Source organism: Mesorhizobium sp. CNPSo 4670, assembly GCF_057784235.1.
The window spans coordinates 239,331-255,684 of sequence record NZ_JBWJFQ010000006.1 but is presented as its reverse complement, the minus strand read 5'-3'; the positions used below and the strand labels follow the sequence as shown (position 1 = coordinate 255,684).

Here is a 16,354-nt window from a genome sequence, read left to right as displayed (position 1 = left end):
AATGGGCTGACTAGCAGAAGGCGACCACGGCTGCTTTCAGCCAGAGGTGGTGGATGTCGGTCCAGAGATCAGGCTTCACACGTACCGGTTGACGATGTTTTCCAGCAGTTCCTGGCGGCCGGACCTTGGCTGCGGCTCAATCTTCTTCTTGACGACGCGCTCGGCGATCTCTTCCAGTGTGCGCTTGCCCGACAGCATCGCCTTACCCTCGGCCGTGTTCCAGCCGGCGTAGCGCTCTGCCAGCGGCGCCGACAGCGCCTTGTCCTCGACCATGCGAGCCGCGGCTTTCAGGCCGCGCGCGCACGAATCCATGCCGCCGATGTGGCCGATCAGCAGATCCTGGGGGTCGAGCGACTGGCGCCGCAGCTTGGCGTCGAAATTGGTGCCGCCGGTCTTGAAGCCGCCGGCCTGCAGGACCTGGTAATAGGCCAGCGCCATTTCCGGCACGTTGTTGGGGAACTGGTCGGTATCCCAGCCCGACTGGTAGTCGTTGCGGTTCATGTCGATCGAACCGAAAATACCGAGCGCATTGGCCAGCGCCAGCTCGTGCTCGAAGGAATGGCCAGCCAGGATGGCGTGGCCCTGCTCGATGTTGACCTTGACCTCCTTCTCCAGCCCGAAGCGCTTGAGGAAGCCATAGACCGTCGCGACATCATAGTCGTACTGGTGCTTGGTCGGCTCCTGCGGCTTCGGCTCGATCAGGATCGTGCCCTTGAAGCCTATCTTGTGCTTGTAGTCGACGACCAGGCTGAGGAAGCGGCCGGCCTGTTCCTGCTCGCGGGCAAGGTCGGTGTTGAGCAGTGTCTCATAGCCCTCGCGGCCGCCCCACAGCACGTAATTCTCGCCCTTCAGCCGCTTGGTGACGTCGATGCAGCTTTTCACCGTCGCCGCCGCATAGGCAAACACATCCGGATCGGGATTGGTGGCGGCGCCCGACATGAAGCGGCGATTGGAGAACAGGTTCGCCGTGCCCCACAAGAGCTTGACGCCGGTCTGCTTCATCTTGGTGGCGAAATAGTCCGCGATCTCGTCGAGGCGGGCAGCACTTTCGGAAAAGTCCTTGCCCTCCGGCCGCACGTCGGCGTCGTGGAAGCAGAAATAGGGCGCGCCGAGCAGCGAGAACATTTCGAAGGCGACATCGGCCTTGAGCTTCGCCAGTTCCATCGTGTCGACGCCACCCGCTTTCGGGAACCACGGACGGTCGAAGGTCTGGCCACCGAACGGGTCGCCGCCGGGCCAGGCGAAGGAATGCCAGTAGGCGACGGCGAAGCGCAGATGGTCTTCCAGCCGCTTGCCGGCCACCACCTCGTCGGGATTGTAGAACCGGTAGGCCAGCGGATTTGTCGAATCCGGCCCTTCATACTTGATCTGTTTGATGTCGCCGAAAAATCCGCTGCTCATGATCTTTGTCCTCTCTCGAATAGTTCGCGCTGATTACCTCAGGCGTAATTGGTTTCGTTCTTCCGCTGGTCGAAAAGGCTCATGTCAAAACCGTCAAACGAAGGAGACAGACCATGACCGACCTCATCAAGATCGCCGAAGGCTACATCAGCGCCTGGAACGAAAGCGACGCGGACCGCCGGACAGCCTTGCTCAAGGCGACCTTCACCGAGGACGTCAGCTATCGCGATCCGCTGATGCAGGGCGACGGCCATGCGGGTGTCGCGGCGCTGATCGACGGCGTGCAGCAGCGCTTTGCCGGCTTCCGGTTCTCGCTGAAGGGCACGCCGGACGGTTTTGCCGACAAGATCCGCTTTTCGTGGAATCTCGGCCCGGAGGGCACTCCTTCCGTCATCGAAGGCACCGATATCGGCGTCATCGAGAACGGCCGCCTGAAGAGCGTCACCGGCTTTCTCGACAAGGTGCCGGCGCAATAACGTCCTGACGGGCCGCGGCGTGGGCGAGAACGCACTCACTCCGTGGCGACCTTAATCGCCGGGTACAGCGCCCGGTAGCGTTCATAGGCATCGGCATAGACGCCGCCGAGTGCCGCATCCGGTTCGATCGTGGCATCCGTCCTGGGTGCGGTGCAGATGCTGAGCGGATCGGCACCTGTCGCAGCGATCAGGCCAAGCCGCGCCGCACCGAAAGCGGCGCCGAAATCGCCATCGGCGGGAATGTCGACAGGCAGGCCAAGCGCGGTTGCGATCGATTTCAGCCAATAGCGCGAGCGCGAACCGCCGCCGATCGCCGTCACCCGCGTCAAGGTGGTGCCGGCTGTAGCCAAGGCTTCGAGGCTGTCACGGAAGGCAAAGGCAACGCCCTCGAGCACGGCCTGCGTCAGCACCGCGCGGCTCGATTCATGCGCCAGTCCGCTGAACGCGCCGCGGATGGCAGCATCATTGTAGGGCGTGCGCTCGCCCGACAGATAGGGCAGGAAGGACACGCCGCTCGGCGCCTTCAGCGTATCGCCGAGTTCGGCGGTCAGTTCGCCTGCGCCTTTGCCCGTGATCTCCGCCAGCCAGTTCAGCGAATCGGTCGCCGACAGGATGACGCCCATCTGATGCCAGGTGTTCGGCAGCGCATGGCAGAAGGTGTGGACGGCGCTTGCCGGGTTGGGCAGATAGGAAGCATTGGCGGCAAACAGCACACCCGATGTGCCGAGCGAGACAAAGGCGTGGCCTGGACCGACCGTGCCCATGCCACATGCCGAAGCCGCGTTGTCGCCGGCGCCGCCGGCAATCGGTATGCCCGCCTGCATGCCCCATCTCGAAGCCAATTCGCTGCGCAATGCCCCGGCCTTCTCAGTACCCTCGACCAGCGACGGCATCTGCTTCTCGTCGAGCGATGTCGCCGCGAGCAGGTCAGCACTCCAGTGCCGCCTGCCGACATCGAGCCAGGAAGTGCCGGCCGAATCCGACATTTCCGAAATGTGTTCGCCTGAAAGCCAGAGCCGCAGGAAATCCTTGGGCAGCAGCACTTTGGCGACCTTGGCGAAGACCGCGGGCTCGTTGTTCTTCACCCAGGCAAGTTTCGGCGCGGTGAAGCCGGGAAAGACGATGTTGCCGGTCAGCTGGCGAAAGCGTGGGTCCGCGTCCAGCGCCGCCGCCTCGGCATGGCTGCGCGTGTCGTTCCACAGGATGCAGGGCCGCAGCACCTCGTCGGCGGAATCGAGCAACGTCGCGCCATGCATCTGTCCCGACAGGCCGATGCCCTTCACCGCGGCGAGCTGGCTTGGGTGGGAAGCCTTCAGTTCGGCAATTGCTTCTTCGCAGGCGCGTATCCAGTGAGACGGATCCTGTTCCGACCAGCCCGGATGCGGCCGCGATACGTCGAGCGATGCATGACCGGAGCCGATGACAGTCTGCCCGGCATCGATCAGCAGCGCCTTGACGCCCGATGTCCCGAGATCGAGGCCGAGATACATGATTTCCTCCCATGCCATTAATTTTTTCGGATCTCGAAAAAATCTGGCTTGGCCAGTTTTTAAGACAAGATCCGCTTCGGGTCAATTCTCTGACAAATCGGCGGCGCGCCGCGCAAGCAGCACTGAAAGCGGACTATCCGGCCGCGCCATCGAACGCTCGGCCGTGAGCGCCCTGGCGAGCGCGCCGTCGCCGGCCCGCAATGCCGCTTCGATCAGCGTCAGGTCGATGACGTCGCGCTGTGCGTGGCTGCCGCCGAAGCGGTTGGCGATCGCCCGGATCGGCCGTATCAGCTGCACGGTCTCGGTGTAGTTGGCCTCGCCGAATGCCTTGATTGCCAGCGTCAGCGGATGGCCGACATCCCGCGTGAAGGCGACGTTGTCGCCGCTGCCATCCATCGCCTCGCGCTGCGCCTCGAGCAAGGTCCGCGCCGGGGTGTCGAGCCCGGCGCCAACGAAGGCCATCATCGCATGCGCATCGTTGAAGGCATAATCGCCGGCCCCGGCCTTGGGCCAATTGGCGGCGAGCGCCGTCCAGCGGTCACCGACATCGATGCCGCCGAGATGCAGCCGCCACAGGATCGCCGACGCATCGACCATGTTCAGCGCCATGGCCGATGGCGTGCCATAGATCGGTCCATCATAGAGCGCCAGCACCTGGTCGGTCTCACCGAGATCGTAGTGGAACAGCGCCAGGTGCCACCAATTGTGCACCTGCAGGAAGCTCTCCCTTGTCCAGGCCTCGGGATTGGCGCGCATCCAGGCGATGCCGTCCCTTTGCCGGCTTTGCATTTCCATGACATGCGCGACCGCATGCTGCGCCCAGCCGTCGCGCGGCTCGATCTCGACCGCCGCGCGGCCAAGCTTTTCGGCCCTGGTGTAGTCGCCCATTTCCTCCAGCCCGAAGGCCTGCATGCCGAGAATGCCATGATAACCGGGCATATCGCTCCGCCAGGACGGCAAAGCGCGGGCGATGCGGTCACGCAACATGCGCGCATTGCCTGTGAAGAAGTCGATCTGGTGCCCGACCTGCAGCGCCAGCGCGTCGAGCGGGGTCTCGATGGCGATATCCTCGAGAATCCTGGCGGCGTCGTGCCAGCGCCCGTTGGCGAGGTGGCCGAGGGCCAAGACATGCGCCTCTTCGCGCGTCGTCGCGGCGAGCGGCAGCGCCGCCTGGTGGCAAGCCCTGGCTACCGCCGTCGCGTCGCGCTCGGTGGCGAGGCCGAAGAGATAGCCCTTGAAGACATGCGCCATGACGAAACCGGGATCCGCCGATATGGCACGGTCGATGGAGGCGACGGGATCGCCGATGAAGCACAGCAGTTCACGCACGGCCTGGCTGTAGGGCGTGAACCCCGCCTCCGTTGCGCCCGAAAGTGTTAGATCCAATGCGTCCCTGATGGCCATGCAATGTCCTTTGATCGGCTTGCGATGAGCGTCGAACCTTCGGCCCAAGGCGATCCTAAAGCATGGGCCACAGACTCGCCAACCACGCGCCGCGCCGGAACTATTCTAGTGGATTTTGCAGTTTATCAAACACGAGTCACAGATTAGGCTTTGTAAAAGCGAACGAATTGTGGCTTCATTGCGGCGCGGGTGGAGGGCTTGAAATCGCGATCTGAGAGGGGGCGCGATGCAGCATTTTGAAATTAAGCTTCCGAACAGCCGTTTGGAAGGGCGGGGCGACCCGATTGCTTTTCAACGGCGAAGGCAGCGCCACATTCATCCATGGTTTATTAGAGTTCTTGCAACTATAGCGCTGGCGTTGCTGCCCAATTCGGGAGCCTTCGCCGCGTGCGTGCTGGCGCCGACCCCCGGAAACGACACCTTCACTTGCGACAGTGGGGATTCAGGCGGCAGCCTCACCGACAATGGCGGCGACAACACGCTCAGTTTTCCCGCCGGCGGCACCGGGCAAATATCGGGCAATGTCACCTTTGGCGTCGGCACGGATCGCATCGACATGCAGTCCGGCACCATCACTGGCACTGTCGATCAGGGCGGCGGCACTGATTTCTTCACCGTCGGCGCCGGCACCGTCGCCGGCAATGTCCAGCAAGGCGCCGGCATCGACGACTTCAACATGAGCGGCGGCCAGATCGGCTCGCTCAACCAGGGCGACGGCCTCGACACCTTCACGATGACGGGTGGACGTATCGTTGATTTCTTCGACGATGGTGACCGTGCTGTCATGACCGGTGGCCGCATCGGCCGCGTCAACATGAAACTCGACAAGAACTATTTCAACATGTCGGGCGGCACCATCGACCGCAATCTTGTGACCGGCTTCGACCAGGACACGGTTATCCTGTCGGGCGGCATCATCGGCGGCAACATCAGCGTCAGCGGCGGCAATGACAGCGTCACGGTCACCGGCGGCACGGTCGGCGGCGATGTCCTGATGAGCTTTGGCGCCGACAGCTTCGTCTGGAACGGTGGCGGCATCATCTACGGCACCGTCGACCTCGGCGGCGACAACGACACCGCCAGGCTGGGCAACCTCACCAACGCCAATCTCGGCGCCACGGATGCAATAAGCGGTGGCCTCGGCACCGACGCACTGACCCTCGACAACGTCAAGCTGGATGGGATCAGCCGGCTCCAGAACTGGGAAAGCATCGGCGCCACCGACGATACCGAACTGACGCTGGACGGCAAGCTGGTGCTTGGCGACAGCGGCACCGGCACCGGCGCGCTCAACGTCGACGCGTCGAGCACCCTGTTTGGCGGCGGCGGCTTCAACGCCTCGATCCAGGCCTTTACCGCGGGCCAGTTGGCGCAGGTCACCAATGCCGGACGCATTGACCTGACCAACGGCGGCACCGGCGCGACCGATCGTCTGACGATCTCCGGCAACTACACCGGCGTGGGTGGCCTGCTGCTCATCCAGACCGAGCTTGGCGATGATTCCTCCGTATCGGACAGGCTGGTGCTGTCGGGCGGGACGGCGTCCGGCGCGACCGGCATCGCGGTATTCAATCTCGGCGGCGCCGGCGCGGAGACCACGCAGGACGGCATTATGGTCGTCCAGGCCGTCAACGGCGCCACCTCAGGCGCCACCGCCTTTGCCCTCGATACCCAGGTCGCGGCCGGCGCCTTCGAATATTATCTGTTCAAGGGCGGCGTCAGCGCCGGCAGCGAAGAGAACTGGTATCTGCGCTCGACGGTGACAACGCCGACCCCACCGGCACCGGCACCAGCGGCGGTCGAACCTGGGGTCGATCCCACGCCGCCGCCGGAACCCGAACCGCCCGCCGTCGAACCGCCGCCACCGCCACCCTTGGAGTTGCCCCCGACGCCACCGCCGACCGAGGGCAACATCAACACCCCGCCGGTCGATCCGACGCCGCCTGTGCAGGCCAGCGATCCTGCACCCACGCCGCCGCCACCGCCGCCACCGGCGCCGCCGGCGGACCCACCACCGCCCCCACCCGTGGTGCCAACGGCAGCCCCCGCGCTTCCAGTGCCGACGCTGCCTGGCCCGGCGCCTGCGCAGCCGGCGCCACCGACACCTGGAGCGAGCGCGGTGCAAGCCGCCGCGATCCCGCTCTATCGTGTCGAGGTTCCGGTCTATTCGGCCTTGCCGCCGGTGGCCGAGCATCTGGCGATGACGACGCTCGGCACCTTCCATGAACGGCGTGGCGAGCAGAGCCTGTTGTCGAATGCGGAGCTGTCGCCGGTCTGGGGCCGCGTTTTCGGCCAAGACACCAAGATGGGCTGGTCGGGAACGGTGTCGCCATCCTTCGACGGCACCCTGTTCGGCTTCCAGGCGGGTTTCGACCTGTTCGGCCGCGAGACCGCGTCAGGCCAGATCGACCGCGCTGGCCTGTTCGTTGCCTATGCCAGCATGAAGGGCGACGTGCGCGGCCAGGCGCTGGGATGGAACAATCTGTCCGTCGGCAGCATGGATCTCGACGGCACAAGTGTCGGCGGCTACTGGACCCGTATCGGCCAGGGCGGCTGGTATCTGGACGGCGTCGTCATGGCCACCTTCTTCGGCGGCAACGCAACATCGTCCCGCGACGTCGGCATCGACATCGACGGCACCGGCGTCACCGCCTCGCTGGAGGGTGGCTATCCCATTGCGCTGGCGCAAGGCTGGACGCTTGAACCGCAGGCGCAACTGGCCTGGCAGCATCTGTCGCTCGACGACACCAAAGACCTCGTCGGTTTCGTTCGATCCCGACGACAACGTAACCGGCAGGCTGGGCGTGCGGCTGCAGGGCGAGACCGCTGTCAACGGCATGGCGTTGCAGCCCTACCTTAATGCCAATATCTGGCACGATTTCGGCGGCACCAGCCATGTCAATTTCGACACCAACGACATCTCGACCGAGGGCAAATCAACCTTCTTCGAATTCGGCGGTGGTGTCGTCGCCAAGGTGACGGACAAGGTCAGCATCTTCGCCAGCGGCGACTACACCACCAATCTCGGTGGCGACAAGCGCCGCATCCTCGAGGGCAATCTCGGTTTCAGCGTCAAATGGTGACGCTGACAAAGGCCCCGAAACTGTCGTTCGGGACCTTGGTCAAAAAGAGAGAGCAATTCCGGACAACTTTTCCTGGAATTGCTTCTAATTGCCCGAACGCATCGCCACCGTGGCGATGCCGGCGCCGACCAGCAGCGTGCCGCCGGTACGGTTGAAGATACGGATCGCCTTGGGATTGCGCACGACGTTGCGCGCGCGCGCCGCGATCAGCGCATAGCCGAAGGCATTGGCGAAGGCGAGCGCCAGGAAGGTCGTCTCGAAGATCAGCATCTGCGTCCAGAAATCGGCATGCCGGTCGAGGAACTGCGGCAGGAAGGCGACGAAGAAGGTGATGCTTTTGGGGTTAAGCGCGGTGACCAGCCAGGCATGCGCCATCATCTTGGCCGAGGACACCACGTCGGTGCGCGGTTCGGCTTTCAGCGCGCCGCCGGCGCGAAACAGTTTCACGCCGAGATAGATCAGATAGCCGGCGCCGATCAGCTTCAGGACGGTGAAGACGGTCGCCGAAGCGGCCAGCAATGCGCCGATGCCCAGCATCGACAGCGTCATCGCGGTGAAGTCGCCGAGCGCCACGCCGACCGCCATCGGCAGAGCGGTACGCCAGCCTTGGCCCAGCGCGTAGGACACGACCAGAAGGATGGTCGGACCTGGAATGATGAGAAGGATCGTCGAGGCGGCAGCGAAGGCGGCCCAGTTTTCGAAGGACATGCTCGTCTCCTTTGAGCGTAAAGAAGAGGATAAATCCTTGGCGACGGGAGAATGTAAAGGGCGATTTCCCTAATTTCGCCAACGGCAGGTCGGTGTCAGTTCGCGCCGCTCAGCGTGCTCACGATATCGGCCAGGCGGACATTGGCACCGAGAACGATTGCTGCTGCGGCAATGGCCGCGGCAAAAAGCTTGATGTCGGTTTTTAAGGTCTTGCACATGGATCCCCCTCGGTAGCCGCCTGCTGGGGTAGGAAGCGCCGGCGCCGGGAATATGACCCGATGGAGGCCTTTTCGTGCAGCAGCCCTTCGGTCGACGGTCGGGCGGCGGCTCGAACGCCAGCAAGGCGACGCGCAAACGCAGGCAATGCAAGGCCTTCACGCTTTATCAACCATGAATGATGAAGATGAGTTCTATCCGGCCGGACCGTGCTTCCCGCCGACAGCGTAGGGTTTGGGTATATGCGTGAGTTGCCGCAAGGTCTGACGCCGCCGCGAAACGGCGACGCAATCGAAACCGATCATCATCTTTCCCGTCGCGCCATCCTGTCCGGCGCAGGGGCGCTGGCTTTGCTCAGCGCTGCCGGCTGCTCGACCTCGGGCGGCGGTCTTCCGGTGCTGGATCTCGACGACACGGTCACCAACTCAGTGCCGATCCGGCCGAGCATCAGCGTTGACAAGCACATCACCAGCCCCGACCTGATGTATGCCGGGCTGACCGATGGCGGCTTCAACGTGCCGGAAGTGCCCTATCTGAAGGTCAAGCCGGAGTTCCGCCGCCAGATCGTCGTCGACACGACCGGCGAGGCGCCCGGCACCATCGTCGTCCATCTGCAGGAGCGCATGCTCTATCTCGTCCAGCCGGGCGGTGATGCCATCCGCTACGGCGTCGGCATTGGTAAGGACGGCTTCCGCTGGTCTGGCCGCGCCAACATCCAGTACGGCCGGGAATGGCCGACCTGGACGCCGCCGCCCGAAATGATCGCCCGCAAACCGGAACTGGTGAAATGGCAGGCCGGCCAGCCCGGAGGCCTCACCAACCCGCTTGGCGCCCGGGCGCTCTATATCTATCAGGACGGCAAGGACACCGGCTATCGCATCCACGGTTCGCCCGAATGGTGGAGCATCGGCCAGGCGATGTCGTCGGGCTGCGTGCGCCTGATCAACCAGGACATCATCGACCTCTACAGCCGCGTCACCAAGAAAAATCCGGTCGTCGTCATGTGACCCTGCCGGCCGCCGGCGCGGCCGCTTCTCCTTATTGTTCGAGCATGATCTCTGGCGAAAGCCGGCACCCACCCTCGGGTTGAGCCCAGGGCGTGCTTTTCGGGATCATGCTCTGGTTCTCCCGTTGCGCGATGGCGAAAGACAGGCGAATGTGCCTGCGAATTCATCGCTCGGGAGACGTCAGGAATGGCCGGAACTTTCGTTATCGCACAAGGCGGCGGCCCGACCGCCGTCATCAACCAGACAGTGGTCGGGGCGACGCTGGAGATCCGCAAGCGGCATCCCGGTGCCAAGGTGCTGGGCTCCATCCACGGCGTGCGCGGCATTCGTGACGGCAACTATGTCGACCTCTCCGCCATCCCCGAGGACCGGCTGCGGCTGATCGCCGGAACGCCAAGTGCGGCCCTTGGCTCGACGCGCGACAAGCCGGACGCCGCCTATTGCGAGGTCATCCTCAACGGGCTGAAGAAGGCCGGCGCCGACGCCTTCATCTACATCGGCGGCAACGACACGTCCGGCACGCAGCAGATCCTGACCGACGCCGCCGGCGGCACGATCGCTTTCGTCCATGCGCCGAAAACCATCGACAATGATCTCGAGGAGAACGATCACACGCCGGGCTTCATCTCGGCGGCCGAGTTCGTGGCTGGCGCCTTCCTGTCCGTCGACCTCGATTTCCGCGCTCTGCCCGGCATCTATGTCGGCATCGTGATGGGCCGGCACGCCGGCTTCCTCACTGCTGCGGCCGCGGCCTGGCAACTCGACCCCGACAGCGGCCCACACCTCGTCTACGTGCCGGAACGGCCCTTCTCGGCGGCCGGCTTCATCGACGACGTGCGCGCCACGCTCGACCGCCACAAGCGCTGTATCGTCGCCGTGTCGGAAGGTGTCAGCACCGCCGATGGCAAGGCGCTGGTCGAAAGCCTGGTACCGCCGGAGAAGCTCGAGCGCGACGCGCATGGCAACGTCAAGCTGTCCGGCAGTGACCTGCCGGCCGCACTCGAGCGCGCGCTGGCCGAAGGCCTGCCCGGCAAGCGGGCCCGCGTCGATGCGCTCGGCTACATGCCTCGCGGCTATATCGGCGCCATCAGCGCGGTCGACGCGCAGGAGGCATTCGATGCCGGCGCCTTCGCCGTCAGCGTCGCCGAACAGGGCGGCGGCTCGGTGGCGCTGCAATATGACGGCGCCAAAACGGTGCTGAAGAAGGTGCCGCTGAAGAACGTCGCCGGCAAGACCCGCCATATGCCCGACGATTTCATGAAGCCCGATGTCAATCAATTGTCCGAGGCCGGCATGGCCTACCTCAAGCGGCTGGTGCCGGAAAAATACAAGGTCGGGAAGCCGTTCGTCTGATACAGGCTCACACGTGATGCGGGCGCACGCCTGATGCCGGGGTGGTTCAGTAAGAGCATCGTCGACGAGAAGACGACGATGCTGACCGAGCCGTTCGTGCATGACTACGTGCGCGCCAACATCTGGCATCTGCGCGGCCGCGATGTCGACCTGCTGGTCGATACCGGCATGGGCATCTGTCCGCTGGCGCCGGAGATCGAGTTGTCCGACGGCAAGCCGTTGCTGGTCGTCGCCACCCATATCCATCTCGACCATGTCGGTTCGCTGCACGAGTTCCCGTTGCGGGCCGGGCCAAGGATGAGTGCGGCGCAGTTCGACAGCATGGATGACGCCGCGACCTATGCTTACATGTTCCACGACCTCGAAGGTGCCGTCTCGAAACTGCCGGCACCAGGCTGGAAGGCAGCCGACTACAGGATCCCATCAGCGCCATTGACGCGGACCCTTGACGAGGGCGACGTGGTCGATCTCGGCGATCGTCAGTTTCGCGTGCTGCATCTGCCCGGGCATTCGCCGGATTCGATCGCGCTGCTCGACGAGGCCGATGGCCTGTTCTTCAGTGGCGACGCCATCTACGACGACACGCTGATCGACGACCTGCCGGACTCCGATCGAACAGCCTATCGCTGCACGATGCAGCGCCTGCTCGACATCCCGATCCGCATCGGCCATGGCGGCCACGGGCCGAGCTTCGACGGCAAACGCATGCACGAAATTGCAACGGCCTATCTAGCGCGAACCGGCGCGGACTGATGCCCCAGTGGGCTGGGAAGACCGCCTGGCCGCTCACCCCACGACATTGTGACCGGGCGCCGTCTGGATATTAAATCTTCGTAAGGTCGCCCGAAAACCCTAAATCGGGCCAATCCGCACCCTAGATGCAGGGCTGTCGATCCGGTCGGCTGCCATGCAAGGCGAGACGGGCAATCGCGACCCTCGACACGCGGGATGGCCAGTTTCCAAGAGAGGCGGCCACAGCGCAGGATCAACTCTCGCCCGGACAAACGACCATGTCAGATATCATTCGCAGACATCGCGTCGCGGCCTCGCTGGGCGCTGCGCTACTCATATCTCCCTTTGTCATCTCTTTCGCTCAAAGTGCGAGCAACGCCGTTCCGACAACCCAGACACCTGTCGCCGGCATCACGGCACCCAACGGCTCGTTCGCCCCCATCGTGGCCGCCGACAAGCCCGCGGTGGTGACAGTTACCACCGTCATGAAGGCACAGCCGGAAAGCACGGACGACGGCATGCCTCTCGGCAACTCGCCGTTCGACGAATATTTCCGTCAGTTCTTCGGCGACCAGGGCATGCCCGCTCCACAAACCCCGCCGCAGCAGGCTCCGCGAGCCGAGGCGCTTGGTTCGGGCTTCATCGTCGCTGCCGATGGCACCATCGTCACCAACAATCACGTCGTCGATGGCGCCTCTTCCATCAAGGTAACGCTCGACGATGGCACTGAGCTTCCCGCCAAGCTCGTCGGCCGCGATGCCAAGAACGATCTCGCCGTGCTCAAGATCAAATCCGACAAGCCCTTGCCGACCGTCAAATGGGGCGATTCCGACAGGCTGATGACCGGCGACCAGGTGCTGGCAATCGGCAATCCGTTCGGCATCGGCACCACGGTCACCGCAGGCATTGTCTCGGCGCGCGGCCGCGATCTGCACAGCGGGCCGTTCGACGACTTCATCCAGATCGACGCGCCGATCAATCACGGCAATTCCGGCGGTCCGCTGGTCGATGTCCGCGGCAATGTCGTCGGCATCAACACGGCGATCTATTCACCCAATGGCGGCAGTGTCGGCGTCGGCTTCGCCATCCCGTCCGACCAGGCCCAGAAGGTGGTCGCCAAGCTGATGAAGGACGGCTCCATCCAGTACGGCTACCTCGGTGTCGAGATACAGCCGGTGACGCCGGATGTGGCCAGCGCCATCGGGCTCGACCATCCTGGCGGCGCGCTGGTTTCGCAGGTCAATGAAGGTTCGCCGGCTGCCAAGGCCGGCGTCGAGACCGGCGACGTCATCACCAGCTTTGCCGGACAGGATGTGAAGGATCCCAAGGACCTGTCGCGGGCCGTCGCCGATGTCGCGCCGGGCGCCAGGGAGACGCTGGATATCTGGCGCAAGGGCAAGGCCATGAATGTTTCCGTCGATGTCGGGCGCAACGGCGACGACGTGAAGACCGCATCCGTGCCCGACGAATCCGGCGCGCCGAGTACCGAGCAGGGCTCGCGCGTCCCTGCAATCGGGCTTGGCCTGATGGACATCACCCCTGATGTCCGCCAGGAGTTGAACCTGGCGGCCAATCAGCATGGCGCCCTGGTCGCAAGCGTCAATCCCGACAAGCCGGCCTCGGCCTCGGGCATCCAGCCCGGCGACATCATCGTTGCCGTCAATCAGGCGCCGGTGAAAACTGCCAGGCAAGTGACGCAGGCGATCGCCCAGGCCGGCAAGTCCGGCCGCAAATCGGTGCTTCTGCTGGTCGAGCGCGACGGCAGCCAGATCTATGTCGCGGTGCCGTTTGCCAATGGCTGACGCAGGGGCGCTGACATGAAGGCAGCGATCGGCGGGCTCGGCGACGCGGGCCGCCGATCCCTGTCTATCAAGATTTTGGTTGCCCGCCACGGCATCTTCGAGAACATTGCATAAGGTCGATAGTGGTCTGATGCAGGGGGATTGCCGCGATGGTCACCCGAGGTTTTTCTTCAGGACGGCGCCCGCCGATCGACGGCGATGCGCGCATCCCGCCCGGGCAATATCTCGAGCAGGGATTTCCGGTCTTGTCAGCCGGCCCGACACCGCGGGTGCGCACCGAGGACTGGTCGTTCACGCTGAAGCACGGGCCGCGGCCGATCAAGAAATGGAACTGGGCCGAGTTCAACGCGCTGCCCTTGACCAAGATGACGCGCGACATCCATTGCGTGACCGCATGGACAAAATTCGACACGCCATGGCAAGGCGTGCTTGTTGACGACATCCTCGCCGATGCCGGCATCGAGCCGCCGACCGCCTTCACGCTGGCGCATTCCTTCGACGGCTATTCCACCAACGTGCCGACGAAGGACCTCACCGCCGGCAAGGCGATGGTGGCTCTGCTTTACGAAGGCAAGCCGATCACGCCTGACCATGGCGGCCCGGCGCGGCTGCTGGTGCCGCATCTCTATTTCTGGAAATCGGCCAAATGGCTGAACGGCCTGCAGTTCACCGAGCGCGATGAGCCGGGTTTCTGGGAATTGCGCGGCTATCACATCTATGGCGACCCTTGGCGCGAGCAGCGCTACACGAACGATCCATGAGCGACGCAGCGGCAGTACAATCGCCCTGGCAGACAGTCAGGATCGTCCGTGTCGAAAAGCGCACGCCGCGTGTCACCAGCTTCTTTTTCCAGCTATCGCGGCCTTTCACCTATCTTGCCGGTCAGCATGTAGACGTCAGGCTGACGGCGCCCGACGGCTATCAGGCTCGCCGCTCCTATTCCATTGCCTCCGCGCCCGGAGACGGCGGGGTGATCGAACTGGCGATCGAAAAACTCGACGATGGCGAGGTCTCGCCCTTTTTCCACGACGTCGCAGCAATTGGCGACGAGGTCGAACTTCGCGGGCCGCTCGGCGGGCATTTCATCTGGCCCGATGACGATGGCGGACCGGTCTTGCTGGTCGGGGGTGGTTCGGGCGTCGTGCCTTTGATGTCGATGGTCCGTCATCGCGCCAAGCGCAATTCGAGCGTGCCCGTCGCCCTGGTCTTTTCAGCGCGGGTCTGGGACGAAGTGATCTTTCGTGACGAACTGGTTGCCCTCGACGATCGCAAGGACGGCTTCGACCTGGTGCTGACCCTGACGCGCGAAGCCGCACGCCGTCCAGCCGATTATTCGCGGCGGGTGGACGTTGCCATGATGGTGCAATCCATGGCGCACCTGCCCGGACCGCCTGATATCGCCTTCGTCTGCGGCTCCAACGCCTTCGTTTCGGCCGCCGCCCAAGCACTGATCGATGCAGGCGTCGCAGCGGAGATCATCCGCACCGAGCGCTACGGGGTTTGAACGACACGGCCTTTCGAGGCGTTTCTCGTAGTCGTCGTTCTGAGGCCTGGCATCGCCCGCCGGTCACGCCTCGATTTCGAGCGCCGAAAGCGGCTTCGAGCAGCAGGCGAGGATAAAGCCGTCGTCGATTTCGTGATCGAGGATGCCACCATTGTGGCTCATCTCGGCATCGCCCGCGATCTTCTTCACCTTGCAGGTTCCGCAAAGGCCGAACTCGCAGGCGGCGGGAATCCGCACGCCCGAGGCGCGGGCCGTCTGCAGCACGGTCTGGCCGGCGACGCATTCGGCCTCGACATCCGAAAGCGAAAACCGGATCGGCGTCGCGGCTTCGACGACAACCGCGGCGCCGTCTTCCGCCGGCAAGGTGAACGGTGCCGGGATCTCCTCCACAACAGGCGCGGCAAAGCTCTCCTGGTGGTATTTCGTCATGTCGAAGCCGGCGGCGTCCAGCATGCCGCGCACGGCGCGCATGAAGGGATCGGGGCCGCAGCAGAAGATTTCGCGCTCGCGGAAATCGGGCGCCAGCAAGGGCAGCCGGATCGCGTCGATGCGGCCCATATGGCCGAACCAGCCCTCGCGGCTGGACCGCTCCTCGATCATGAAACCGAGCGACAGGCCCGGCATGCGGCTGCCGAGCAGTTCGAGCTCCTTGCGGAAAATGATCTCTTCCGGGCGCCGTGCGCAGTTGACGAAGCCGACATCGGTCCATGGCGCGCAGTCGTTCAGCCAGCGCAGCATCGACATCATCGGCGTCACTCCAGAGCCGGCTGAAATGAACAGGTACTTGGCCGCCGGGTGGCTGTGCAGCGAAAAGTCGCCGGTCGGCCCATAGGCCTTGACGTGCGAACCGGGCGTCAGATGGTCGAACATCCAGCGTGTGCCGATGCTGCCCGCTTGCGCCTTGATCGTCACTGCGATCGAGAACGGCCGCGATGGCGAAGACGACAGCGTATAGGTGCGCATCAGCGGTCCCTCGGCGGTCGGCAGTTCCAGCGTCACGAACTGGCCCGGCTTGTAGCGGAACCAGGTCTGGTTGTCGGAGCGGAAGGTGAAGGTCTTCACATCAGGCGCTTCGTCGCTGACGCCGATCACTTCCAGCACCTGGAGCCTGTCGTTCCAGGGCGTCATCTGGTCGAGATGGCGATAGAGGCCGAGATCCGTCATCGCATTCATCCTCT

General features: G+C 64.1%; 13 protein-coding genes and 1 pseudogene. 8 read left to right on the top strand and 6 right to left on the bottom strand.

The features are described 5' to 3' along the window. Window positions 1–75: 75 nt before the first annotated feature. Entirely contained in the window at window positions 76–1,401 is a 1,326-nt protein-coding gene (gene xylA, locus AC0ZT5_RS13680; protein WP_477281472.1) for a xylose isomerase, read from the bottom strand. Window positions 1,402–1,514: 113 nt separating this feature from the next. Between xylA and AC0ZT5_RS13675 the strand changes: the two genes are divergently transcribed. Next, the gene (locus tag AC0ZT5_RS13675) at window positions 1,515–1,877 is read left to right on the top strand and encodes a nuclear transport factor 2 family protein (protein WP_488496856.1); all 363 of its coding nucleotides are present in this window, start codon (window positions 1,515–1,517) and stop codon (window positions 1,875–1,877) included. Between the two features lie 35 nt (window positions 1,878–1,912). Here AC0ZT5_RS13675 and xylB read toward each other — a convergent pair whose 3' ends face one another. Next, window positions 1,913–3,367, bottom strand: a complete 1,455-nt coding sequence (gene xylB, locus AC0ZT5_RS13670) for a xylulokinase (protein ID WP_488496855.1) — start codon at window positions 3,365–3,367, stop codon at window positions 1,913–1,915. 81 nt (window positions 3,368–3,448) lie between these two features. Beyond that, window positions 3,449–4,771: a tetratricopeptide repeat protein gene (locus AC0ZT5_RS13665; protein ID WP_488496854.1), complete on the bottom strand. Its 1,323-nt coding sequence runs from the start codon at window positions 4,769–4,771 to the stop codon at window positions 3,449–3,451. A gap of 226 nt (window positions 4,772–4,997) precedes the next feature. Here AC0ZT5_RS13665 and AC0ZT5_RS13660 point away from each other — a divergent pair. Next, window positions 4,998–7,854, top strand: a pseudogene (locus tag AC0ZT5_RS13660) (autotransporter family protein). An 84-nt stretch (window positions 7,855–7,938) separates the two neighbouring features. Here the strand turns inward: AC0ZT5_RS13660 and AC0ZT5_RS13655 are convergent. Together AC0ZT5_RS13655 and AC0ZT5_RS13650 are read right to left on the bottom strand one after the other, a co-directional pair. After that, on the bottom strand, window positions 7,939–8,562 hold the full coding sequence (locus AC0ZT5_RS13655; protein WP_184873129.1) for a LysE family translocator: 624 nt from the start codon (window positions 8,560–8,562) through the stop codon (window positions 7,939–7,941). 95 nt (window positions 8,563–8,657) lie between these two features. Further along, a complete protein-coding gene (locus AC0ZT5_RS13650; RefSeq protein ID WP_488496853.1) occupies window positions 8,658–8,780 on the bottom strand; it encodes a hypothetical protein in 123 nt (40 codons plus the stop codon). 240 nt (window positions 8,781–9,020) lie between these two features. Between AC0ZT5_RS13650 and AC0ZT5_RS13645 the strand changes: the two genes are divergently transcribed. The 6 genes from AC0ZT5_RS13645 to AC0ZT5_RS13620 all read left to right on the top strand — a co-directional run bounded on the left by AC0ZT5_RS13645 (window position 9,021) and on the right by AC0ZT5_RS13620 (window position 15,176). Next, complete coding sequence (locus AC0ZT5_RS13645; protein ID WP_488496852.1) at window positions 9,021–9,785, top strand: L,D-transpeptidase; 765 nt, start codon at window positions 9,021–9,023, stop codon at window positions 9,783–9,785. Window positions 9,786–9,971: 186 nt separating this feature from the next. Next, entirely contained in the window at window positions 9,972–11,138 is a 1,167-nt protein-coding gene (locus AC0ZT5_RS13640) for a diphosphate--fructose-6-phosphate 1-phosphotransferase (RefSeq protein ID WP_477225130.1), read from the top strand. Between the two features lie 33 nt (window positions 11,139–11,171). Further along, window positions 11,172–11,891, top strand: a complete 720-nt coding sequence (locus tag AC0ZT5_RS13635; protein WP_488496851.1) for an MBL fold metallo-hydrolase — start codon at window positions 11,172–11,174, stop codon at window positions 11,889–11,891. A 257-nt stretch (window positions 11,892–12,148) separates the two neighbouring features. Further along, entirely contained in the window at window positions 12,149–13,672 is a 1,524-nt protein-coding gene (locus tag AC0ZT5_RS13630) for a DegQ family serine endoprotease (protein ID WP_488496850.1), read from the top strand. Window positions 13,673–13,821: 149 nt separating this feature from the next. Then, window positions 13,822–14,433: a sulfite oxidase-like oxidoreductase gene (locus tag AC0ZT5_RS13625; protein ID WP_457151074.1), complete on the top strand. Its 612-nt coding sequence runs from the start codon at window positions 13,822–13,824 to the stop codon at window positions 14,431–14,433. Further along, on the top strand, window positions 14,430–15,176 hold the full coding sequence (locus AC0ZT5_RS13620; RefSeq protein WP_488496849.1) for a ferredoxin reductase: 747 nt from the start codon (window positions 14,430–14,432) through the stop codon (window positions 15,174–15,176). Before AC0ZT5_RS13625 ends, AC0ZT5_RS13620 begins: the two co-directional genes overlap by 4 nt. Window positions 15,177–15,239: 63 nt before the next feature. Here the strand turns inward: AC0ZT5_RS13620 and AC0ZT5_RS13615 are convergent, their stop codons facing one another. Further along, window positions 15,240–16,340 carry an FAD-binding oxidoreductase gene (locus tag AC0ZT5_RS13615; RefSeq protein ID WP_488496880.1) on the bottom strand — a complete coding sequence of 367 codons (1,101 nt, stop codon included), beginning with the start codon at window positions 16,338–16,340 and terminating at the stop codon, window positions 15,240–15,242. Between the last annotated feature and the right edge of the window lie 14 nt (window positions 16,341–16,354).

Coding starts and splice junctions, on each gene's coding strand:
- AC0ZT5_RS13640 (WP_477225130.1), top strand. CDS start 9,972: ATGGCCGGAACTTTCGTTATCGCACAAGGCGGCGGCCCGACCGCCGTC.
- AC0ZT5_RS13625 (WP_457151074.1), top strand. CDS start 13,822: ATGGTCACCCGAGGTTTTTCTTCAGGACGGCGCCCGCCGATCGACGGC.
- AC0ZT5_RS13650 (WP_488496853.1), bottom strand. CDS start 8,780: ATGTGCAAGACCTTAAAAACCGACATCAAGCTTTTTGCCGCGGCCATT.
- AC0ZT5_RS13645 (WP_488496852.1), top strand. CDS start 9,021: ATGCGTGAGTTGCCGCAAGGTCTGACGCCGCCGCGAAACGGCGACGCA.
- AC0ZT5_RS13635 (WP_488496851.1), top strand. CDS start 11,172: ATGCCGGGGTGGTTCAGTAAGAGCATCGTCGACGAGAAGACGACGATG.
- AC0ZT5_RS13630 (WP_488496850.1), top strand. CDS start 12,149: ATGTCAGATATCATTCGCAGACATCGCGTCGCGGCCTCGCTGGGCGCT.
- AC0ZT5_RS13665 (WP_488496854.1), bottom strand. CDS start 4,771: ATGGCCATCAGGGACGCATTGGATCTAACACTTTCGGGCGCAACGGAG.
- xylA (WP_477281472.1), bottom strand. CDS start 1,401: ATGAGCAGCGGATTTTTCGGCGACATCAAACAGATCAAGTATGAAGGG.
- xylB (WP_488496855.1), bottom strand. CDS start 3,367: ATGTATCTCGGCCTCGATCTCGGGACATCGGGCGTCAAGGCGCTGCTG.
- AC0ZT5_RS13620 (WP_488496849.1), top strand. CDS start 14,430: ATGAGCGACGCAGCGGCAGTACAATCGCCCTGGCAGACAGTCAGGATC.
- AC0ZT5_RS13655 (WP_184873129.1), bottom strand. CDS start 8,562: ATGTCCTTCGAAAACTGGGCCGCCTTCGCTGCCGCCTCGACGATCCTT.
- AC0ZT5_RS13615 (WP_488496880.1), bottom strand. CDS start 16,340: ATGACGGATCTCGGCCTCTATCGCCATCTCGACCAGATGACGCCCTGG.
- AC0ZT5_RS13675 (WP_488496856.1), top strand. CDS start 1,515: ATGACCGACCTCATCAAGATCGCCGAAGGCTACATCAGCGCCTGGAAC.